The organism is Marinobacter sp., assembly GCF_039977835.1.
In the GTDB taxonomy this organism is placed as follows: Bacteria; Pseudomonadota; Gammaproteobacteria; order Pseudomonadales; family Oleiphilaceae; genus Marinobacter.
On sequence record NZ_JBDWCL010000036.1, the window covers coordinates 15,744 to 35,304 of the forward strand.

The window sequence follows — 19,561 nt, forward strand, 5'->3', positions numbered from 1 at the left end:
CGATCAGCGCTCTACAGCGAGGGCTACACCCATGCCGCCGCCGATACACAGGGTGGCCAGACCCTTTTTCGCATCCCGTCGAGCCATTTCGTGGAGCAGGCTGACCAGAATCCGGCAGCCGGAGGCTCCGATCGGATGGCCCAGTGCAATAGCGCCGCCATTCACATTGACCTTTGCCGTGTCCCAGCCGAGGTCCCGGTTAACGGAAATGGCCTGGGCTGCAAAAGCTTCATTGGCTTCCACAAGGTCCAGGTCATCGACCGACCAACCAGCCAGTTTCAGGCAGCGTTGGCTGGCCGGGATAGGGCCAGTGCCCATAATGGTGGGATCAACACCCGCATTGGCATGGGCCCTGATGGTAGCCAGTGGCGTAAGGCCCAGCTCTCTGGCCTTGTCGGCACTGCAGACTATAACCGCGGCGGCACCGTCGTTAAGAGAAGACGCGTTTCCTGCGGTGACGGTGCCATCCTTGCTGAACGCCGGGCGTAGCTTGCCCAGGCTTTCGGCGGTAACGCCGGCACGGGGGGACTCGTCTTTGTCGACGATCAGCGGGTCGCCCTTGCGCTGGGGAATGGTGACGGGAACAATCTGGCTGTCGAAATAACCGGCGTCCCTTGCTGCTGCAGCTTTCTGTTGAGAAGCAGCGGCAAACTCGTCCTGCTCTTCGCGGGTAATGCCGTATTTTTCCACGATGTTCTCTGCGGTGGCGCCCATATGGTAGTCATTGAAGGCGTCCCACAAGCCGTCCTTGATCATGGTATCCACCATGGTCCAGTTGCCCATGCGCTGACCGTTGCGGCTGTCGGGAAGCACGTGGGGAGCCTGGCTCATACTTTCCTGACCGCCTGCAATCATCAGCTCGGCATCGCCACAACGGATGGCCTGAACCGCCATATGCACAGCCTTGAGGCCTGAGCCGCACACCTTGTTGATGGTCATGGCAGGCACCGAGGTGGGAATGCCGGCATTGATGGATGCCTGGCGCGCCGGGTTCTGGCCGCAGCCAGCCGTCAGCACCTGGCCCAGGACCACTTCGTTGACCTGGTCGGCGGAAACGCCGGACTCTTCCAGCAGGGCCTTGATAACGGCGCTGCCGAGCTGATCGGCACGGAGGCTGGAAAGCCCGCCGCCAAAGCTTCCGACGGCGGTACGTTTGGCGGCTACGATAACAACATCACGCATGAGGTCTCTCCGGTTTGCGGGCAGGATTAAAAGGCTTTCCGCATTGTATCGGAAAGCCGGGGTAGGCCAAAGCGCACCGGTCTAATCGGCTCACATATTAAGGCTGCGACCACCATCCACCGCCAGTATCTGGCCGGTTACAAACGGCGCATCACAAAGGAAAAAGGCAATGGCGCCGGCAATGTCCTCCGGCGCTCCGGTGCGAGCCAGTGGCGTCCTGGCCAGGATGCTCTGCTGATAGGTCTCGTCAATGGCTGCCTCGCCCTCGGGCCAGAGGATAGCGCCCGGGGAGATGCCGTTAACCCGGACTTCCGGTGCCAGGTCTTTTGCCCAGGACAGAGTCAGCGAAGCGAGGCCGGATTTACTGGCGCAGTAAAGCGGGTGGTCGGCCAGCGGGCGCTGGCTGTAGATATCGATCATGTTCACGATGGCACCATGGGATTGTTTCAGCGCAGGCAGGCAGGTCTGGCCCAGGAGGAAGGGGGCGCGCAGGTTGGTGTTCATGATTGCCTCCCAGTCGTCGGAGGTGGCCTGTGTTGTGGGGTTGGGGTAAAAAACAGACGCATTGTTGACCAGTCCATCCAGGCGTCCCCAGATGGAAACCGCTTCGGTACCCAGCGTTTCGGCTTCCCCGGGATTAGACAGGTCAGCCTGGATGGCAACCGCGGACCCGGCCCTGACGTTGTTCAGCTCTTTGCAGAGAGAATACGCCTGCGCCTCGCGGGTGCGATAATGAATTACCAGGTTCCAGCCACGGTGATGGAGATGCCTGGCCGTGTGCGCGCCCAGGCGATGGGCCGCTCCGGTGATCAGTGCAACAGGGGTGGGTGCGTCCATGGTTTCTCTCACTGTGTCGATTGGGATTCAGCTCAGAGTTCAGAAATACGCCGCAACCGTTCGTTCCGGATTGCCTGGCCCAGTTCTTTTCCGCTATACCCCCGTGCCATCAGCTCTTTTGCCTGAACAGCTGTGGCTGCCTGGTTTGCTTCCTCCAGCCACCCCAGTTTTTCCCGTTCGGCGTCGGGAAGGGCGCAGTTCAGTGCCTGCAGCAATTCTTTAAAACGGCTGGCGCGGCGCCATACATCGGCTTCGTCGAGTACCTCGAGCAGCGCTTCCGCCTGATGCCCGGGCATGGCCAGAATCTGTGGCAGCAGGCTGGTGGTGAGGCGAGCCAGGTCCTGACAGTCGTTCGGGGCTTTTAGTTGCGCGGCCCGTTTGCGGGCTTCGTTCGGAGCCAGTGGCGACAGCAGGGCAGCGAAGCGGGCATTGGTTGAGCCTGAGTTGCAATGGACACAACGCACTGCTTCCAGTGCTGCTGAATAGGTGTGGCCCCGGTCCAGTTCCGGGATAATAGTCGCCAGCGCACCGCAATCCCGGAGCACATCGAAAAACGTACCGGGTTCATTTTCGTGCAGGGCGCGCAGGATTTCCTGCCAGACCCGTTCGGGCACCAGATGTTCGACCTCACCCGCTTTGATCATTTCCTGCATCAACCGCATGGTGGGCTTTGCCACGGTAAATCCCAGGGGTTGCAACCGGGCTGCAAAACGCGCTGTGCGGAGAATGCGCAGAGGGTCTTCGGCAAAGGCTTCGGACACGTGGCGCAGGCTACGGGTGTGGATGTCTTCGCGGCCTCCGAATGGGTCCACCAGTTCGCCGTCGGTGGATTTTGCCATGGCATTGATGGTCAGGTCCCGCCGCTTGAGATCCTCTTCCAGGGTGACGTCCGGTGCGCTGTAGACGGTGAACCCGTGATAGCCCCGCCCCTGTTTTCGCTCCGTTCGCGCCAGCGCATATTCTTCCCGTGTATCGGGGTGAAGGAACACCGGAAAATCGGCGCCTACCTGCTTGAAGCCCTGCTCCAGCATTTCGTCCGGTGTGGCTCCGGTGACCACCCAGTCCCGGTCCTTTACCGGCAGACCAAGAAGTTCATCACGTACGGCGCCGCCAACCAGGTAGGTCTTCATGAATCGGGTAATGCTCCGTGTGGGATATTGTTCAGGGGATTATCAGGGTAAGGCCCCGCACTGGCAAACCGGCAGACCACAAAAAAGCCCGGCACGGAGCCGGGCTTTGGGAGGAGAGTCACTCCGGGTAGATCAGAACGCAGCACCAAGCTCAATGGCGGCGCCAAGGTCTGCGTCGCTGACCAGTGCGCCGATGTCCAGTCGGGCACCGAATGGGGACAGGCCAATGCCGGCGGTGAACTGGGTGTCTTCCTCAATGCCGTTGTTGTCGTCGTTGCTGGCCAGGTTCTGGCGCACGCCGACGCGGAGCTGGGCGTAACGGAAGGCGTCGAATTCGGCGCCGAGCGCAAGCCACTGGGTGTCATCCTCGTAGCCGAAAGCTTCCTTCTTGGTCAGATCCATTTCCGCGGTGACCACGTGGAAGTCGCCTTTGTGAGCGATACCGGCAGTGACCATGGGGTTGAGCTCAAGGGTCCTCTCTTCTTCCGTGGGGCGGTTCGCTGCCGAATCCAGTTCCATGGGGATCAGGTTCTTGACCACTACGCCAGCGTTCCACTGGTTGTGTGAGCCGAAGGCATAAGCGGCACCAACGTCCAGGTTGAAACCACTTTTTTCGGTTTCATTTTCGTCATTGTCGAAGTCATCATCTTCGAAGCCGGCCACGGTCTGGGTGTACTGATAGGTGCGCAACTGGACATATTTCGGCGAAACCCCGATTTGCAAACGTGACTCGTTCTGCAGGTCGACCGAGGTGGCGAGCGAGAGTCCTACCTCTGTCACGGCTGAGGCCAGGATGCTGCCGCGGGATTGCAGGTCACGGTCGAGGTCGGCCTGCAGCAGTTCGGCGGTGTTTGCGTTCTCCAGGTCGGCCAGGAACTGATCGTCATTCTCGTCGAATTCGCCGCGCACAGTGGCACGCAGGTTGCCGTTGGTGAAGAAGCCAACGGAGATGGAATTGGTTGGTATGGCCAACGCGATACCCAGGCCGGCATCTACGCGGATAGTGTCGCGGTCAAAGTTGTTCAATTGCTGCCTGAGCTCGCCGGCGGCTTCCCGGGCTTCTTGCTGGCTGGAGGTCTTGTCCAGTTCCTCGAACCGGTCAATCGTGTCCTGAATATCATCTATCTGATCAATCGTTTCTTCCTCGTCGGCAACTCGGGCGTTGACGGAGGGTAGGATCAGGCCGAAGTCGTCGGACCACTCGTGGTGCTCGGCCGCCATCATTGCCGGATTGGAAGCGCCTGCCGCCGCCGGGTGGGCCACGGCCACACCGGTGCCGCCCATGGCAAAGGAGCGTGACGACATAAAGGTTTGCGGGCTGGCCATTGCAGACGTGGTGGCAATGGAAAGGCCGATGGCCAGGGAGAGCTTGGTCAGACGGTTGTCGGTCATGATGGATCCTGATAATGCATTTGTAGTATCGGTTTAAATATTACGCGATGTTCAGACTAATCCAGTTCCTTTGCTGACTCACCTGTGATGCGGTAACGGTTTGTTTTGCTAGTGTAAATGGCGGTGGTTTTTTGCCGCTTCGGTGGACTGGCAACAGGGTTAAAGGATGTGGGGCGATGAATTTCAGCCAGTTACAAAGGTTGGCGTGAATTTTTCATGGGTCTGTTGAACTGATGTTTTTTCGGAGAATCAACATGACCCTGCGGTGGATACTGATACCTGCGCTGGTGGTGACAATAATGGGCTGTGCATCGATTGGTCAGCAGCGGAACTCACAGCAACAGGCTGAGCTGGAGCCTATAACAGTGCGGGTCAGCGGCTTTGGTACCTATGAGAACGTCTCGAAAGACCGCCTGAATACCCGTAAACGGCTGCTGGCCCGCCGGGCGTCTCAGCTTGATGCCTACCGCAATCTGGCGGAACGGGTATACGGTACGGTGATTTACGGCAGTTCAACGGTGAATGACTTTGTGCTGCAGAACGACATGTTCCGCACTTACGTGGACAGTTACATCCGTGGTGCCAAGATGGTGGCTGTGAATGAACACAGTGACGGGGTTGTGGAAACAGTGATGGAATTGAAGCTGGAACCCAGGTTCCGTGCCTGTGTCTCCCGTGTTTCCGACAGGGAGGTTCAGGATCTGTGCCCGATTCCCATGCCCCGGGATAACGACAGCATCGGCGATGTGCAGAGCCGGGGCGTGGATTCCCTCTACTACCTCGACTGAGAGATTATCTATCCATGAAGCCGCTAATTCTGGTTATTGCAGCGCTGATGCTTGCGGCCAATGCTCAGGCCGTCGTACTTGAGGGCATCGGCCATGCGACCATCTACAATGACGACCTCGAAAGCGCCAGGCAGGAGGCCAGAAAGGCTGCTTTGCGGGATGTTTCCCTGCAGTATGAGACGAGAATCAGCAGCCGCGATACCATGGAAAATGGTGTGGTGACCGAATCCCGCCTGCAGGTGGCGTCGTCGTCCAGGGCGACGTCAGTAAAGGTGGTTGATGAATATCGCAGTGGCAATCTGCTGCGGCTAACCGTGCGGGCCGATATGTCCGAAAGCGGAAGCTGCAGCGCGGGTGAGGCCGGTAGCCTGAGAAAACGCGTTGCGGTGACCGGCTTCCCCATGGTGTACCCCGACCAGGCGCGGATTGGCCGTATTGATGATGCCGGCGAGATCTTGCCGCAATTATTGCAGGCCGAGCTTCGGAGCACGGGCAACCTCCAGGTATTCGGTGCCACCACCCAGCGCCTGTTCAGTGATCTGCTGAATGCGCCGACCCAGCAGAAGTTCAATAACCGGCTTACCAACGTCATCCAGGTGGCGCGGGAACTGGGGGTTCAGTTTGTGGTTGCAGGCGTGATCCGGGATGTGGGCGTATCGGACCCCGACGCCTGGGGAAGTTCCGTTATCGATCGCCTGCAGAGGGGAATTGGCGCTGCCAATCAGAACAGGCGGTTTGTGGCAGATCTGATGATCTACGATGGGTTCAGTGGTTCTCCGATCTACCAGGAGCGTTTCCAGACCGAAGCGCAGTGGGATGCCGGGCCGGGTTCCTCAGACGGTTTCGGTTCGGCCGGCTTTCAGGAAACCCGGTATGGCCAGGCCGTCGGTGGTTTGATGAAGGATATGACGTCGGCGGTAAACGATGCACTGGCATGCCAGCCGTTTATCACCCGGGTTACCCGAGTGGAGGGCGACAAGGTGACTCTGGCTTCCGGTGCCACCGCCGGGCTGCGGCCGGGGGATGAATTGAAGCTGTACCGCAGCGGCAGTTTCTTCGACTCGCCGGGTGCAACCCCCGAGTTGCAGGACAGCCGTACAACCATGACGTTGAACAACGTCCACCCGGACTTCAGCAATGGCCATATTCCGGTCTCAGGGGGGCAGATCAATATTCAGCGGGACGATGTGGCGATCGTCTGGTAGAAGCTCTGGCGAGCAAGGTCAGGCCGCGGCGGTTTCCGCCGCGATATCGCGGATCTTGCCCACCATGGCCCGGAGTCCGTTGCCCCGGGTGGGGGAAATATGGCGGAACAGATCGAGCTGTTCAAACAGCTCGTCGATGTCAGTCGCCAGAAGATCTCTTGGTGTCTTGCCGTTCAGAGCTACGAGAATAATCGCAGCGAGGCCCCGAACAATAATGGCGTCGGAATCAATCAACAGGTACAGCTTGCCGCTCGTTTCATCGTAGTGATGAATCAGCCAGACCTGGCTTTGGCAACCGTGCACGTAGTTTTCTTCCGTGCGTTCGTCATCCGGAAACGGCGGCAGCTGCTTGCCCAGGTCAATAATAAACGCGTAGCGCTCTTCCCAGTCGTCGAGAAATTCGAAACCATCCAGGACGTCTTCCAGGGTGGTGTCTTTACCCAACGGGTTGTTGATAAATTCCTGTTCAGAGGCAGTCATTACAGCATCCCCAGCTCAAGCTTGGCTTCGTCGGTGAGCATGTCGTTGTTCCACGGAGGGTCGAAGGTGAGTTCAACGGTCACCTTGTCGACATTGGGCACGTGCTCAAGCTTGCTCTTGACGTCTTCCGTAATCACCGGGCCCATCCCGCAACCGGCGGCGGTCAGGGTCATCAGCACGTATACATGGTTGCCGTCTTCGGTACCGTTTTCGATTTTGCAATCGTAGATGAGCCCCAGGTCCACCACGTTCACCGGAATTTCCGGGTCGTAGCAGTTCTGCATGGCTTCCCACACCTGGTTTTCGTTCACGGTGCCGTCTTCAGGAGTATCGAAGCTGCTTTCCAGTGGCTTCTTGCCCAGGGCATCGGCGTTGTGGCCCTCAATGCGAGCGAGGTTGCCGTTTACAGCAACGGTAAAGCTGCCGCCCAGTGACTGTGTGATAGTCACAAAGGTATCCGACGGAATCATGATTTCCGTTCCGGTGGGCACAAGGCGTGCCTCCACTTCGCGTTTGGTCAGGACCACTTCCCGTTCTTGCATGCCGTTTGGGGCCTCGTTTTCTGCTCGTATTCAGGCGACGGTAAAACTTTCACCACATCCGCACTCAGCGGTCGCATTCGGATTCCGGAACTGGAACAGGGAGTTCACTCCCTCCGTCACAAAGTCGATTTCAATGCCGTTCACCAGCGGCAGGTGCTCTTCCTTCACAAACAGGTCTACCCCGTCGATGTGGAAAACCTTGTCGTCCGTGCTGATTTCTTCCACCCACTGGGTTTCATATTTGAACCCGGAACAGCCGCTTTTCTTGATGGCCAGGCGGATACCCTTCGCCTCCGGCTTCTTGTCCAGTTGCTTGCGTACGTGTTTAACCGCAGTGGGCGTCATGGTGACTGCTACGGTTGGTGTGTAGACTTTGGCTGTCATGTTTCCACCTCCATCAGGCAAACAGGCGCTGGATTTTCTGCAGGGCAGTAAATAACTGTTCCACTTCTTCCAGTGTATTATAAAACGCAAAGGATGCCCGGGCTGTACCGGGAACCCCGTAAAAGTCCATCAGCGGCATGGCGCAATGGTGGCCGGTGCGGATCTCGATACCCTGCTGGTCCAGCAATGTGCCTATATCACTGGGGTGCAGGCCGGCGATTTTAAAGGACATGACCGGAACTTTGTTCTCCGCAGTACCAATGATTTCCATACCGGGAACGGTTTTCGCCAGCTCATTGGCACGGGCAAGCAGTGCATTTTCCGCCAACTCTATGCTCGCCCGGTCAAGGCCATCAAGATAATCAATCGCGGCGCCCAGACCGACTGCCTCGGCGATAGGCGGGGTGCCTGCCTCGAACTTGTAGGGAAGGGTGTTCCAGGTGGTACGCTCGAACGATACCCGCTCGATCATTTCGCCGCCGCCCTGATAGGGGGGCATTTCCTCAAGTAGCTGGGCCTTGCCGTAAAGTACCCCGATGCCGGTGGGGCCGAACATTTTGTGGCCGGAGAACATGTAAAAATCACAACCCAGAGCCTGAACGTCGGGCTTGAAGTGAGGCACTGCCTGGGCACCGTCGATCACGGTGATCACGCCGCGCGCCTTGGCCTGTTCAATCAGCGGGGCCACCGGATTGATGGTGCCCAGAACATTGGATACATGGGTGAGGGCCAGTACCCGTGTATGCTCGCCGAGCAGGCTGTTGAACGTATCAAGATCCAGCTCGCCCTGGGGCGTGACCTGCATAGGTACCACTTTTGCCCCCGTGCGCTCTGCGATCATTTGCCAGGGCACGATATTGGCATGGTGTTCCATATGACTGACCAGGATTTCGTCGCCTGGCTTCAGGCGGGCAGCAAGGCCGTTGGCCACCAGGTTGATAGCCTCTGTGGTGCCTCGCGTCCAGATAATCTCACGGGTGCTGCCGGCGTTCAGGAACCCCCGGACTTTTTCGCGAGCCCCTTCAAACGCGCTGGTGGCACGGTCACCCAGAGTGTGGGCGCCACGGTGGACGTTGGAGTGCATCTCCCGGTAATACCGATCCATGGCGTCCAGAACGGCGATCGGCTTCTGAGCCGAAGCACCGTTGTCCAGATACACGAGGGCCTTGCCGTTGATCTGCTGATCAAGGATCGGAAAGTCCCGGCGGACAGCTTCGACGTCAAACGTCGCTCTGCCAGCCTTGTTTGCCACGGAAAGGTCTGTCATAACCGGTCAGGCCTCCTCAAATGTCTGGTCGAAAAACTCATTCAGCCGAAGCTGTGCAGCGTCTTTGACTGCCTGCACCGGAATCTGTTCAACAAGTTCGTTAATGAAGGCCATAGTCAAAAGGGTATTGGCTTCACGGCGCCCGATCCCGCGGGAAACCAGATAGAACAGGGAGGTCTTGTCCAACTGGCCAATGGTCGCGCCATGAGCACACTTGACGTCATCCGCATAGATTTCCAGCTCGGGCTTGGTGTCTATCTCGGCGCCAGTGGAGAGCAACAGGTTCTTGTTGTTCATGTTGGCGTTCGACTTCTGCGCATCCTCATGAATATGGATACGGCCATTGAACACGGCATGGGACTCATCTGCCGCGATATTGCGATAGGTTTCCTCGCTGTTGCAGTGGGCAGCCACGTGCTCAATGGAGGTATGGTTGTCGTAATGCTGCTTGCCCTGGGTGACGACCACGCCGTTGAGCTTACACTCGCCACCTTCGCCTTCGAGGCGAACCATCAGGTCGTGCCGGCGCAGTGGGCCGCCGAAGCCCACGCAATGGCTTTCGAAGCGGGAGTTGGCGGCCTGGCGAACACCGGTGGCGCCGATGTGCTGTACATTGTCACCTTCCATGACCAGCCGTACGCTGGTGACATTGGCGCCATCACCCAGCATATACTCGGTGACTGCGTTGACCATGACCGGCTCATCGCCACTCGAGAGGAATTCCTCCACCAGCGTAATCTGACTGTGGCGCGCCGCGTCTACATAGATGCGCGGGTAGGCAGAGCCTGAAGCAGTGCCGGTTACTTCGTGGACGATGAACAGGGGCTGGTCGAGAACCGCTTCCTTGTCCAGTTGAATATACAATCCATCTTCAAAGCGAGCTGAATTAAGCCTGGCCATCTGCACGGCACGGGAATCCAGAGTATTGTCCAGCCGCTCGGCAAGGGCTGCCGCTTCGTCGTCATCAAGATCGGTGAAGCGCTGGATGCGGATACCGTTGAGGTCCGGAAAATCCGACGCCTCGGGAATCATCACGCCGTTGTGGAACACCACCCGGTAACCCGGGAGCGACAGGCTGAGACCGTCCTTGCCGGTAGCCGGCAGGGTAGTCGCCAGATCATCCGTCAGCTTCAGGTGCCGGCTGGAGTATTTCCAGTTTTCGGTCTTGCGGGTGGGCAGTGGCATGTCCACCAGTGCCGTACCCCGCTGTTTGCGCAGCTCAATCAGCGGCGCAGGCAGTGATTGCCCTGCCGGCTCAAGGAAGGCGCTGGAAAGCGTTGGTGCTGGTTTCATTCAACGGCCTCCTTAGCTGGCTGCACTGGGAGTGGTTTCTTCGTCTTTCACGCCGAGCCAGCCATAACCGCGCTCTTCAAGCTCCAGCGCCAGTTCACGGCCACCGGATTTGACGATCTTGCCACCGGCCAGAACGTGTACGTAGTCCGGCACGATGTGATTCAGCAGCCTCTGGTAGTGGGTCACCATCAGGATAGCTCGATCTTCCGCGCGCAGGGCGTTCACGCCCTTGGAAACCACCTGCAGGGCATCGATATCGAGCCCTGAGTCGGTCTCGTCCAGGATCGCCAGTCTGGGCTGGAGCAGAAGAGCCTGAAGAATCTCGTTACGCTTCTTCTCGCCACCGGAGAAGCCTTCGTTGACGCCACGCTTGAGGAACGCGGGGTCAAGGTCGACCTGCTTGGAGACTTCTCTGGCCAGCTTCATGAACTCAGCCGCGTTCATCTCCGGCTTGCCACGGTGTGCTCGCATGGCGTTGACGGCGGTACGCAGGAACTGAAGGTTGCTGACACCCGGGATCTCAACCGGATACTGGAATGCCAGGAAGATGCCTTCGCGGGCCCGCTCTTCGGTTTCCAGGTCCAGCAGGTTCTCGCCGTTGAGGGTGATTTCGCCTTCGGTCACCTCAAACGTTTCATTGCCTGCAAGCACCTGGGAAAGCGTGCTCTTGCCCGAGCCGTTGGGGCCCATGATGGCGTGGACTTCCCCGGCCTTGATTTCCAGGTTGATGCCCTTGAGGATCTCTTCACCCTCAACGGATGCGTGCAGGTTCTTGATGCTCAGCATTTGTGGCTTCTCTCTTCCTGATGTCTGAATTCTTGTACTCACCCTCAATACCAACTTCAGACTTTGGGTGAGTCAGCCCTCGGGCAGGCCCTTCCGGGATACGCTGTGAATACGTCCATGTACGCTCGGAAAAATCATCCCTGATTTTTACGATCCCGGAAGGGCCTGCCCGAGGGCTTCCGCATACTTTTGTGTTTGCCGTCCGGAACAAATTAATGTTGTTTCGCTGACCTTCACCAAACTCAGCGGGGCAATGAGGTCATTAACCCACAGACCCCTCAAGACTAACCTCAAGCAACTTGCCAGCCTCAACGGCAAACTCCATAGGCAGCTCCTTGAAGACCTCTTTACAGAAGCCGTTCACAATCATGGAAACAGCCTGCTCAGGGTCGATACCACGCTGGCGGCAGAGGAACATCTGCTCGTCGCTGACCTTGGAGGTAGTCGCCTCGTGCTCGACGATGGCCGACTTGTTCTTGCTCTCGATGTACGGGAACGTGTGGGCACCGCAGCGGTCGCCGATCAGCAGCGAATCGCACTGGGTGTAGTTACGCGCACCTTCCGCACCCGGGCCGAACTTCACCAGGCCGCGATAGGCGTTGGAGCTTTTGCCGGCGGAAATACCCTTGGAGATGATGGTGCTGGAGGTATTCTTGCCCAGGTGGATCATCTTGGTGCCGGTATCGGCCTGCTGGAAGTTGTTGGTCAGTGCAACCGAATAGAACTCGCCCACGCTGTTGTCGCCGCGCAGCACACAGCTTGGATATTTCCAGGTCACCGCGGAACCGGTTTCGACTTGCGTCCAGGAGATCTTCGAGTTCTTGCCAATGGCGGCGCCACGCTTGGTGACGAAGTTGAAAATGCCGCCCTTGCCGTTCTCGTCGCCCGGATACCAGTTCTGGACGGTGGAGTATTTGATCTGCGCATCGTCCAGAGCCACCAGTTCAACCACGGCGGCGTGGAGCTGGTTCTCGTCCCGCATGGGGGCCGTGCAGCCTTCCAGGTAGCTTACGTAGCTGCTGTCTTCGGCAATAATCAGCGTGCGCTCGAACTGCCCGGTGTTGGCCGCGTTGATGCGGAAGTAGGTGGACAGCTCCATGGGGCAGCGGACACCTTTGGGCACATACACAAAGGTGCCGTCGGAGAAGACCGCAGAATTCAGGCCGGCGAAGAAGTTGTCGCCAGCAGGGACCACAGAACCGAGATACTTTTTAACCAGTTCCGGGTAATCCTGGATGGCCTCGGAGATGGAGCAGAAAATCACGCCGGCTTTGGCCAGCGGTTCCTTGAAGGTGGTGGCCACGGAGACCGAATCGAATACGGCGTCAACGGCCACGCCTGCCAGCTTTTCACGCTCGTGCAGGGGGATGCCCAGCTTCTCGTAGGTTCTGAGCAGCTCCGGGTCCACTTCGTCCAGGCTCTGGGGCATGTCTTCCGGGCGTTTGGGCGCGGAGTAGTAGGAAATCGAGTTGTAGTCGATCTTCGGGTACCCGACGTGAGCCCAGTCTGGCTCGTCCATTTCCAGCCAGCGACGGTAGGCTTTCAGGCGCCATTCCAGCATCCATTCCGGCTCTTTCTTGATGCCGGAAAGGCGGGCAATGACGTCTTCATTCAGGCCGGGTTCGAACGTGTCGGATTCGATCTCTGTTACGAAACCGTGCTCGTATTCCCGTTTGATCAGCTCGTTCACCTCTTTGTCGGTGGTCGCCATGATCGTCGCTCCGTATTCTCTCATCTCGGGCCTTTCAGCCCCTGGTGTCGCCGGCAGCCTTGCTTGGGTGGCTGCCTTGCGGATGTAAATATTTCAGGCGTTGCAGTGGTCGCCCAGCCAGTGGGTACGCCCTGCAATCGGTTTTTGGATGACGGATTTGATGTTGCCCTGTTGATAACCAAGGGCAAAATCCGTTTCTTCTGGTGAGCGAGTATACAATACCAGAGTAAATTAGTCAGGTATTAAATTGCGCGTGTCAGGATTATACCTTATTCGGCCCTTGGGGCACTAAGGGGCTGGCAATCGTGGTGATAGCTTTGGCCTGGCTTGGGGTAAGACTGGATGTTGCGGTGGCGGCGTCAGGCGGGGCTTCCTCCCAAAACACGCCGTGAACCCATCCATGGGGGCTCGGCATTGCCATCCATGGCAATGCACGGTTTTGGGAGGAAGCCCCGCCCGACGCCTTCGACTAAGTGCTGGTCTCCATGAGCCCGACAGTTACTACGGAGAGGAAGTCAGAATTTTTGTCAGGTAACTGTAATCTAACGATTGCGGCAGTCGTTCTGGTTTCGGGATACGAACGATATGGCCGCTGCCGGGGGCATAACCCATGGATTCACCATTCCGGTTCTCCATTGTTTCAGCCGAGAACCTAAGGTTACCTGCCGGTGTGATCAGTTCCAGCGAATCGCCGGGCGCAAACTTGTTCTTCACGTCGATGGTCAGCCATCGGTCATCCACGTCCGTGATAGTACCGACCACCTGCTGGCTGCCGTTCAGGGAGGAGCCCTGTTCGTAGTTCTGGTATTCCTGGGGCACGTGGCGGCGCAGGAAGCCTTCGGTGTAGCCGCGGTTCGAGAGGGCTTCCAGTTGGTTCATCAGGTTCATGTCGAAGGGTTTTCCGCTCACTGCGTCGTCGATGGCGCGGCGGTAGGCCTGGACGGTGCGGGCGACGTAGTAGGTGCTTTTGGTGCGGCCTTCGATTTTCAGGGAGTGGATGCCCATTTCCGCCAGTTTGGCCACATGCTGCACGGCGCGAAGGTCCTTTGAATTCATGATGTAGGTGCCGTGCTCATCCTCGTAGGCGGGGATGTAGCTACCGGGGCGGTTGGGTTCTTCCAGCAGGATTTCCTTCGGTTCTGCCATCTGGATGTCGCCGTTTGACGAAGCGATGAGGTCGCCGGTCTGGTCGTGGCTGTGGCTGACTTCCTTGTAGTTCCAGCGGCAGGCGTTGGTGCAGGCGCCCTGGTTGGCGTCGCGGTGATTCATGTAGCCGGAGAGCAGGCAGCGGCCGGAATAGGCCATACACAGGGCGCCGTGTACGAAGACTTCCAGTTCCATTGCAGGGACTTTTTCACAGATGTCGCGGATTTCGTCCAGGGCCAGTTCCCGGGAAAGGATAACGCGGCTTATGCCCTGCCGGCGCCAGAATTCCACGGTCGCCCAGTTCACGGCGTTGGCCTGTACCGACAGATGTATGGGCTGGTCGGGCCATTTTGCCCGTACCAGCATGATCAGGCCGGGGTCAGACATGATCAGGGCGTCGGGCCGGTACTCGAGTACCGGTTCCAGGTCCCGCAGGTAACTTCGCACCTTGTCGTTATGAGGGGCGATATTGGAAACGAGATAGAACTGCTTGCCCAATTCGTGGGCGCGGTTGATGCCGGCGCCCAGAGCTGTAACGTTTTTGAAGCTGTTGTTCCTTACCCTTAGCGAGTATCGCGGCTGGCCGGCATAGACGGCATCGGCGCCATAGGCAAAGGCGGTTTCGAGATGTTCGGCAGTGCCGGCGGGGGCCAGCAGTTCTGGGGTATGCATCGGGGCTCCGGATAAGACCTTCGGTTGTTCTGGGTATGAGAGCGGCCCATAGTGCCTCATCGATCGGTTTTTTCCCTTGATGCGACTCAAGGCTGGATATGGTTATTTTCGGCTAACATGTGTACGCTGACGTCCGCAGGGGTTTATTGCCTGTATTGAGATAGCAGGAGTAAGAGACATGCAATCAGAACCGATGGAGTCTTTCGCGGCGAAAGCACCCTTCAGTGCGCGAGTGACTTCGTTGATTGCCGGACATCTGGAACGTGGTCGGGTAGGGGTGGAATCCATTGCCTCCCAATTACACATGAGCCGGCATACGCTTCACAAAAGGCTCAAGCGAGAGGGCCTGACTTTTGCGGCCTTGCTGGAAGAGATCCGGCGCGAGCGTGCGCTGGCCTATCTTGATGACCGTAGCAAGTCGTTGGTGGAAATTGCCGAACAACTGGGGTTTTCGGAACTCAGTGCGTTCAGTCGCGCGTTCAAGCGCTGGATGGGCAAGTCGCCGGGGGCTTACCGCTCGATGGCGGCGTAACGCGTAGTCAGACGCCGGGGCTGCGAACGCGCACGCCCCGGAGCCTTGTTTTACATATCAGACTTTCTTGAAGATCAGCGTACCGTTGGTGCCGCCAAAGCCGAAGCTGTTGCTCATCACCAGCGGTAGGTCCACGTTGTCCTGCCGTTCCCGCACGATGGGATAACCTTCGGCGCCCTCGTCCAGATTTTCGATATTGGCAGACGGCGCAATAAAGTTCCCCCGCTGCATGATCAGGCTGTAGATGGCTTCATGCACCCCCGCAGCGCCCAAGGCGTGGCCGCACAGTGGCTTGGTTGAGCTCAGGGGCGGTATCTTGTCGCCAAAGGTTTCCTTCAGTGCTTTCAGCTCGGTGACATCCCCGGCGGGTGTGCTGGTCCCATGGGTGTTCACGTAGCTGATCTCGCCATCGACGTTTTTCATGGCCTGCTGCATGCAGCGAATCGCGCCTTCGCCGCTGGGCGCGACCATGTCCGCGCCGTCAGAGGTGGCACCAAAACCAACCAGTTCAGCCAGGATATTGGCACCGCGGGCCTCTGCGTGCTCCAGGGCTTCCAGTACCAGCACGCCGCCACCGCCGGAGATGACAAAACCGTCCCGGTCTCTGTCGTAGGTGCGGGAGGCTTGTCCAGGGGTGTCGTTGTACTTGGTAGACAGCGCACCCATGGCGTCAAACATCAGGCTCAGGGTCCAGTGGATGTCTTCACCACCACCCGCGAACATCACGTCCTGGCGACCGAGGGCTATCAGGTCACCGGCGTGGCCGATGGAGTGGGCACTGGTGGCGCAGGCAGAGGTAATGCCGTAGTTGACGCCGGTAATACCGAACGCGGTGGCCAGGGAAGCGTTGATGGCGCTACCCATGGTACGTGGCACGCGGTAGGGGCCGACGCGGCGGATGCCCTTGGCGCGGTGGGTATCAATCGCGTCCATCAGCTCCACGGTGGAGGCGCCACCTGCGCCGGTAATAACGCCCGTTGAGTTGGCGCGGATCTGCTCGTCTGTCAGCCCTGCCTGCTCGATGGCTTCCTTCATCGCCAGGTAGGTATAGCCGGAGGCCGGACACATGAAGCGCATCAGCTTGCGGTCTATCAGGTCCGGCAGGTTCAGATCGATCTGGCCGCAGACATGACTGCGCAGACCGTTGTCCTTGGCTTCCTGGCTGAAGCCAATGCCGGGTATCGAATCCCGCAGTGACCGGGTCACTTCGTCTTGATTGGTTCCGAGGCTGGAGACAATCCCCATGCCGGTAATAACTACACGACGCATTTAATGGCTCCTAAAAGTCATCCGTAGAATTGAACATGCCAACCTTCAGATCCTTGGCAGTGTATATCTCGCGGCCATCCACTTCCATGCGGGCATCGGCGATCGCCATGGTGAGCTTGCGGCGGATTACCCGTTTGATATCGAGGTGATAGCGAACCAGTTTGTTCGTTGGCAGCACCTGGCCTGAAAACTTCACTTCGCCGCTTCCCAGCGCCCGACCCTTGCCTTCCCCACCGGTGGCCGCGAGGAAAAAGCCTACCAGTTGCCACATGGCATCCAGGCCCAGGCAGCCAGGCATGACCGGGTCATCGACAAAATGAACCTTGAAGAACCACAGGTCCGGGTTGATATCCAGCTCGGCAACAATGCTGCCTTTGCCGTAAAGCCCGTCGGTTTCGCTGAAATGGGTCACGCGGTCCATCATCAGCATTTCGTTGATGGGGAGCCGCATCTTGCCTGGGAAAAGCGTACCTTGCCCGCAGGCTTCCAGATCCGCCTTGTCAAAGTGGTCGGGGGTCATAGTGCCATTGTTCCTGTTGCAAAATGGTTTCTTATACTTTAGCTGTTATTCATCAGTTGGCTATTGACCATTGGTTGCAGTTTTCAATGAAGTGGCTGTTTACCGTTGATGGTCATCAAGGTGTGGGGAGGAGCTTTTGGTTATTTTTCAGGCTGACCCTGACAGATACGAGGAGCTGCCATGTCCGCGAATAGTAAAGCCTGGGGCGAGCTGAGCCGCAGGGACGACCGCGTAAGTGCAAAGCTGAGGCGCAGCACCGACCACAGCGCCGCACGAGTATGGGCAATGCTGACCAACCCGGCCAATCTGGCCAACTGGCTGGCGCCGGGAACGATTGAACAGTGGCCGGGCGGGTCGGTAAAAATCGACTTTGGCCAGAGTGGTTCTGCGATCGACAGCTATGTTCGCGCTATCAAGCCGGAACGGCTTTTGGAATATTCCTGGAGTGCCGGTAACGAACCGCAACGCCCGGTGCGCTGGACCCTGATACCGGAAGCAGAGGGAACGAGGGTAGAACTGACACTGCTGTTGCCGGATGACCACCGGGTGGCGGTTTCCTGTGCTGGCTGGGATGCTCACCTGGAAATGCTGATGGCCTCCCTTGAGGGTATCCACATTCACTTCCCTGCAGATCGTTTCCGCGAGGCGAGGGCAGCGTTCAGTGTAATTGCCGAGGAAGAGCTGGCCGCCTGACCAGCTCTTCCTTTTGCTGTTTTCCTAAAGTCCCTGAAGGCTCAGCCTTCCCTGCCGTCCGGCCGGGGTGATGCCAGTATCCGGGTGTAGCGAACCAGGAAAATGCCGAAGGCGAGCACCCATAACAGCGAACTTACTCCCACCCCGGCATGCCAGGGTATGACATCGAACGCAGTTATTACCCGCACCAGCGCCGCCAGATGAATCATGATAAACGCTGTGACCAGGCCCCCGGGCAGAACCAGGGGGCGCCCGGTATGGCCCAGTGATACCCGGGCGATAACGCCCAGAATCAGGCAGCCAACCGCCCCGGTACCGGCGGCATGCGTCCAGGCGCTGGCGGGCCAGCCTGCGAGGATGGAGCCGGCGAGCAGAAGTAGCGCAACCGGCACCCAGAGGATGGACAGATGCAGTACCCAGAGCAGCGGCTCGGTGCGGAACAGCCAGCCTTTCCAGCCGGCGAGTCGAACCAGCATCAAGACGGCGGCGGACACCGCCAGAATGGCAGTCATGGTTTGCCAGCCGGAAACCAGTGAGGCCAACAGCAGTACCATGTTGAACAGCACGGCCATGTCCAGCGCCGGTACCATTTTGACCTGGTTGGCATCCAGGCCCCGTTGGCGCAGCCAGCCGGCGGAAAACGCAGGGGTGATACGGCCGCCGATAATGCTGATCAGCGCCATGGCCATGATCAGGGCACCATAGCTGAATGCCGGGTCGAGCCGGGTCACAAAGCCGATCTGCATTAGCCAGAGCAGACCCAGTACTACCAGTATCATCAGTTGCCGCTTCTGTTTGGCATGCACGACGCGCCAGCCTGCATCCAGCATCACCAGAGGCAGAAAGGCGAGATTGACGCCATGAACCAGCCAGTCGGGCAGGCCTGCGCCGAAGGCCAGTAATAACCGCCCTGCAAGCCAGACACCCCACAGCAGAACCAGGCGTAAACCGTGGGTCCGTTCGGTTTGGGTCCACACGCATACGGCGGTCAGCAGGAAGCCGGCAATAGCCGCGGACAGGAAGCCGAACAGCATTTCATGCTGATGCCAGAACAAACCCGGTATGGCCAGCGGCAGCTGAATGGCGCCGCTGACCTGCAGAACCCATACCGGGACAGCGACCATGGCCAGTAAGGTCATGGAAAGGAAGAAAATGCGGAAAGGGTAGCCGAACAGCTGGCGGATGCTTGCACCCCCTGCGGCTTCGGTTGTGGGAATGGCCTGCATGACAATGACTCCACTGGCTGGCTGAATATAACGTGTATATTAGATAAATGTTTATAAGAATAACATACCCATCAGGCGGTAGTTTTGCGTACAATGCCGCTATCGGTTTGATTCCCAATGGATTAGTTTATGAGCGGTTACCTGATTCTGAAAAGTATCCACATGACAGCAGCCTACCTGACGGTGGTGCTGTTTGCCTTGCGTCTGCTGCTGGATGCAGTGGGCAAGCCCAACTGGCGCAAGACGCCGCTGCGCTGGATACCCCATGCCAACGATACGGTTCTGCTGGTGGCTGCCATCAGCCTGCTGTTTGTGACGCCCTGGATGCCGTTCGTGCACGGTTGGCTGACGGCGAAAATAGTCCTGTTGGTGGGCTACATCGTCGCCGGCGTGTTTGCAATGAAGGAAACCCGCAGCCTGCAGGTTCGGCTGATTGCTTCTGTACTGGCTCTGGTGCAGATTATGGCGATTTTCCATCTAGCACTGGCCAAACCCTTCTGATCCGT

Annotated in this window: 20 protein-coding genes; 5 read left to right on the forward strand and 15 right to left on the reverse strand. The window is 58.3% G+C overall.

What is annotated here, in order from left to right:
- Positions 1–3 precede the first annotated feature (3 nt).
- The 4 genes from ABJM11_RS09630 to traF form a co-directional block, all read right to left on the reverse strand.
- On the reverse strand, positions 4–1,182 hold the full coding sequence (locus ABJM11_RS09630) for an acetyl-CoA C-acetyltransferase (RefSeq protein WP_348296146.1): 1,179 nt from the start codon (positions 1,180–1,182) through the stop codon (positions 4–6).
- Positions 1,183–1,272: 90 nt separating this feature from the next.
- Positions 1,273–2,019 (reverse strand): pteridine reductase, encoded by a 747-nt coding sequence (locus ABJM11_RS09635; protein ID WP_348296145.1) that lies wholly within the window; start codon positions 2,017–2,019, stop codon positions 1,273–1,275.
- A gap of 32 nt (positions 2,020–2,051) precedes the next feature.
- Positions 2,052–3,149: a multifunctional CCA tRNA nucleotidyl transferase/2'3'-cyclic phosphodiesterase/2'nucleotidase/phosphatase gene (locus ABJM11_RS09640; protein ID WP_348296144.1), complete on the reverse strand. Its 1,098-nt coding sequence runs from the start codon at positions 3,147–3,149 to the stop codon at positions 2,052–2,054.
- A 132-nt stretch (positions 3,150–3,281) separates the two neighbouring features.
- A complete protein-coding gene (gene traF, locus ABJM11_RS09645; RefSeq protein WP_348296143.1) occupies positions 3,282–4,541 on the reverse strand; it encodes a conjugal transfer protein TraF in 1,260 nt (419 codons plus the stop codon).
- Between the two features lie 254 nt (positions 4,542–4,795).
- Here traF and ABJM11_RS09650 point away from each other — a divergent pair, with 254 nt between their 5' ends.
- Both ABJM11_RS09650 and ABJM11_RS09655 read left to right on the forward strand, forming a co-directional pair.
- Positions 4,796–5,329 (forward strand): LPP20 family lipoprotein, encoded by a 534-nt coding sequence (locus ABJM11_RS09650; RefSeq protein ID WP_348296142.1) that lies wholly within the window; start codon positions 4,796–4,798, stop codon positions 5,327–5,329.
- Positions 5,330–5,343: 14 nt separating this feature from the next.
- Complete coding sequence (locus tag ABJM11_RS09655) at positions 5,344–6,534, forward strand: flagellar assembly protein T N-terminal domain-containing protein (protein ID WP_348296141.1); 1,191 nt, start codon at positions 5,344–5,346, stop codon at positions 6,532–6,534.
- Between the two features lie 18 nt (positions 6,535–6,552).
- On the opposite strand, the gene ABJM11_RS09660 is transcribed toward ABJM11_RS09655, so the two are convergent.
- From ABJM11_RS09660 to yegQ, 8 genes are all read right to left on the reverse strand, one after another.
- A complete protein-coding gene (locus ABJM11_RS09660) occupies positions 6,553–7,014 on the reverse strand; it encodes a SufE family protein (RefSeq protein ID WP_348296140.1) in 462 nt (153 codons plus the stop codon).
- On the reverse strand, positions 7,014–7,556 hold the full coding sequence (gene sufT, locus ABJM11_RS09665; RefSeq protein ID WP_348296139.1) for a putative Fe-S cluster assembly protein SufT: 543 nt from the start codon (positions 7,554–7,556) through the stop codon (positions 7,014–7,016). The genes ABJM11_RS09660 and sufT overlap by 1 nt, the downstream gene beginning before the upstream one ends.
- A 30-nt stretch (positions 7,557–7,586) precedes the next feature.
- Positions 7,587–7,940: an iron-sulfur cluster assembly accessory protein gene (locus ABJM11_RS09670; RefSeq protein WP_348296138.1), complete on the reverse strand. Its 354-nt coding sequence runs from the start codon at positions 7,938–7,940 to the stop codon at positions 7,587–7,589.
- A 13-nt stretch (positions 7,941–7,953) separates the two neighbouring features.
- A complete protein-coding gene (locus ABJM11_RS09675; RefSeq protein WP_348296137.1) occupies positions 7,954–9,207 on the reverse strand; it encodes a cysteine desulfurase in 1,254 nt (417 codons plus the stop codon).
- Between the two features lie 6 nt (positions 9,208–9,213).
- Positions 9,214–10,500 (reverse strand): Fe-S cluster assembly protein SufD, encoded by a 1,287-nt coding sequence (gene sufD, locus ABJM11_RS09680; RefSeq protein ID WP_348296136.1) that lies wholly within the window; start codon positions 10,498–10,500, stop codon positions 9,214–9,216.
- Between the two features lie 12 nt (positions 10,501–10,512).
- Positions 10,513–11,286 (reverse strand): Fe-S cluster assembly ATPase SufC, encoded by a 774-nt coding sequence (gene sufC, locus ABJM11_RS09685; RefSeq protein WP_348296135.1) that lies wholly within the window; start codon positions 11,284–11,286, stop codon positions 10,513–10,515.
- Positions 11,287–11,548: 262 nt separating this feature from the next.
- On the reverse strand, positions 11,549–12,997 hold the full coding sequence (gene sufB / locus ABJM11_RS09690) for a Fe-S cluster assembly protein SufB (RefSeq protein WP_348296134.1): 1,449 nt from the start codon (positions 12,995–12,997) through the stop codon (positions 11,549–11,551).
- Positions 12,998–13,498: 501 nt separating this feature from the next.
- Positions 13,499–14,815: a tRNA 5-hydroxyuridine modification protein YegQ gene (gene yegQ, locus ABJM11_RS09695; RefSeq protein WP_348296133.1), complete on the reverse strand. Its 1,317-nt coding sequence runs from the start codon at positions 14,813–14,815 to the stop codon at positions 13,499–13,501.
- Between the two features lie 178 nt (positions 14,816–14,993).
- On the opposite strand from yegQ, the gene ABJM11_RS09700 reads away from it, so the two are divergent.
- Positions 14,994–15,347 carry a helix-turn-helix transcriptional regulator gene (locus ABJM11_RS09700; RefSeq protein ID WP_348296132.1) on the forward strand — a complete coding sequence of 118 codons (354 nt, stop codon included), beginning with the start codon at positions 14,994–14,996 and terminating at the stop codon, positions 15,345–15,347.
- A gap of 57 nt (positions 15,348–15,404) precedes the next feature.
- On the opposite strand, the gene fabB is transcribed toward ABJM11_RS09700, so the two are convergent.
- Both fabB and fabA read right to left on the reverse strand, forming a co-directional pair.
- Positions 15,405–16,616, reverse strand: a complete 1,212-nt coding sequence (gene fabB / locus ABJM11_RS09705; protein WP_348296131.1) for a beta-ketoacyl-ACP synthase I — start codon at positions 16,614–16,616, stop codon at positions 15,405–15,407.
- Positions 16,617–16,626: 10 nt separating this feature from the next.
- A complete protein-coding gene (gene fabA / locus ABJM11_RS09710) occupies positions 16,627–17,136 on the reverse strand; it encodes a bifunctional 3-hydroxydecanoyl-ACP dehydratase/trans-2-decenoyl-ACP isomerase (protein WP_348296130.1) in 510 nt (169 codons plus the stop codon).
- A gap of 180 nt (positions 17,137–17,316) precedes the next feature.
- On the opposite strand from fabA, the gene ABJM11_RS09715 reads away from it, so the two are divergent.
- Complete coding sequence (locus tag ABJM11_RS09715) at positions 17,317–17,829, forward strand: SRPBCC domain-containing protein (protein WP_348296129.1); 513 nt, start codon at positions 17,317–17,319, stop codon at positions 17,827–17,829.
- Between the two features lie 41 nt (positions 17,830–17,870).
- Here the strand turns inward: ABJM11_RS09715 and ABJM11_RS09720 are convergent, their stop codons facing one another.
- Entirely contained in the window at positions 17,871–19,055 is a 1,185-nt protein-coding gene (locus ABJM11_RS09720) for an NnrS family protein (RefSeq protein ID WP_348296128.1), read from the reverse strand.
- A 129-nt stretch (positions 19,056–19,184) separates the two neighbouring features.
- Here ABJM11_RS09720 and ABJM11_RS09725 point away from each other — a divergent pair, with 129 nt between their 5' ends.
- Positions 19,185–19,556, forward strand: coding sequence for a SirB2 family protein (locus ABJM11_RS09725; RefSeq protein ID WP_348296127.1), 372 nt, complete (start codon positions 19,185–19,187; stop codon positions 19,554–19,556).
- Positions 19,557–19,561: the final 5 nt, after the last annotated feature.

What these genes read in the sequence shown, in the direction of transcription:
- ABJM11_RS09630 (WP_348296146.1), bottom strand. Translation starts at nt 1,182, where the DNA reads ATGCGTGATGTTGTTATCGTAGCCGCCAAACGTACCGCCGTCGGAAGC.
- ABJM11_RS09635 (WP_348296145.1), bottom strand. Translation starts at nt 2,019, where the DNA reads ATGGACGCACCCACCCCTGTTGCACTGATCACCGGAGCGGCCCATCGC.
- ABJM11_RS09640 (WP_348296144.1), bottom strand. Translation starts at nt 3,149, where the DNA reads ATGAAGACCTACCTGGTTGGCGGCGCCGTACGTGATGAACTTCTTGGT.
- traF (WP_348296143.1), bottom strand. Translation starts at nt 4,541, where the DNA reads ATGACCGACAACCGTCTGACCAAGCTCTCCCTGGCCATCGGCCTTTCC.
- ABJM11_RS09650 (WP_348296142.1), top strand. Translation starts at nt 4,796, where the DNA reads ATGACCCTGCGGTGGATACTGATACCTGCGCTGGTGGTGACAATAATG.
- ABJM11_RS09655 (WP_348296141.1), top strand. Translation starts at nt 5,344, where the DNA reads ATGAAGCCGCTAATTCTGGTTATTGCAGCGCTGATGCTTGCGGCCAAT.
- ABJM11_RS09660 (WP_348296140.1), bottom strand. Translation starts at nt 7,014, where the DNA reads ATGACTGCCTCTGAACAGGAATTTATCAACAACCCGTTGGGTAAAGAC.
- sufT (WP_348296139.1), bottom strand. Translation starts at nt 7,556, where the DNA reads ATGCAAGAACGGGAAGTGGTCCTGACCAAACGCGAAGTGGAGGCACGC.
- ABJM11_RS09670 (WP_348296138.1), bottom strand. Translation starts at nt 7,940, where the DNA reads ATGACAGCCAAAGTCTACACACCAACCGTAGCAGTCACCATGACGCCC.
- ABJM11_RS09675 (WP_348296137.1), bottom strand. Translation starts at nt 9,207, where the DNA reads ATGACAGACCTTTCCGTGGCAAACAAGGCTGGCAGAGCGACGTTTGAC.
- sufD (WP_348296136.1), bottom strand. Translation starts at nt 10,500, where the DNA reads ATGAAACCAGCACCAACGCTTTCCAGCGCCTTCCTTGAGCCGGCAGGG.
- sufC (WP_348296135.1), bottom strand. Translation starts at nt 11,286, where the DNA reads ATGCTGAGCATCAAGAACCTGCACGCATCCGTTGAGGGTGAAGAGATC.
- sufB (WP_348296134.1), bottom strand. Translation starts at nt 12,997, where the DNA reads ATGGCGACCACCGACAAAGAGGTGAACGAGCTGATCAAACGGGAATAC.
- yegQ (WP_348296133.1), bottom strand. Translation starts at nt 14,815, where the DNA reads ATGCATACCCCAGAACTGCTGGCCCCCGCCGGCACTGCCGAACATCTC.
- ABJM11_RS09700 (WP_348296132.1), top strand. Translation starts at nt 14,994, where the DNA reads ATGCAATCAGAACCGATGGAGTCTTTCGCGGCGAAAGCACCCTTCAGT.
- fabB (WP_348296131.1), bottom strand. Translation starts at nt 16,616, where the DNA reads ATGCGTCGTGTAGTTATTACCGGCATGGGGATTGTCTCCAGCCTCGGA.
- fabA (WP_348296130.1), bottom strand. Translation starts at nt 17,136, where the DNA reads ATGACCCCCGACCACTTTGACAAGGCGGATCTGGAAGCCTGCGGGCAA.
- ABJM11_RS09715 (WP_348296129.1), top strand. Translation starts at nt 17,317, where the DNA reads ATGTCCGCGAATAGTAAAGCCTGGGGCGAGCTGAGCCGCAGGGACGAC.
- ABJM11_RS09720 (WP_348296128.1), bottom strand. Translation starts at nt 19,055, where the DNA reads ATGCAGGCCATTCCCACAACCGAAGCCGCAGGGGGTGCAAGCATCCGC.
- ABJM11_RS09725 (WP_348296127.1), top strand. Translation starts at nt 19,185, where the DNA reads ATGAGCGGTTACCTGATTCTGAAAAGTATCCACATGACAGCAGCCTAC.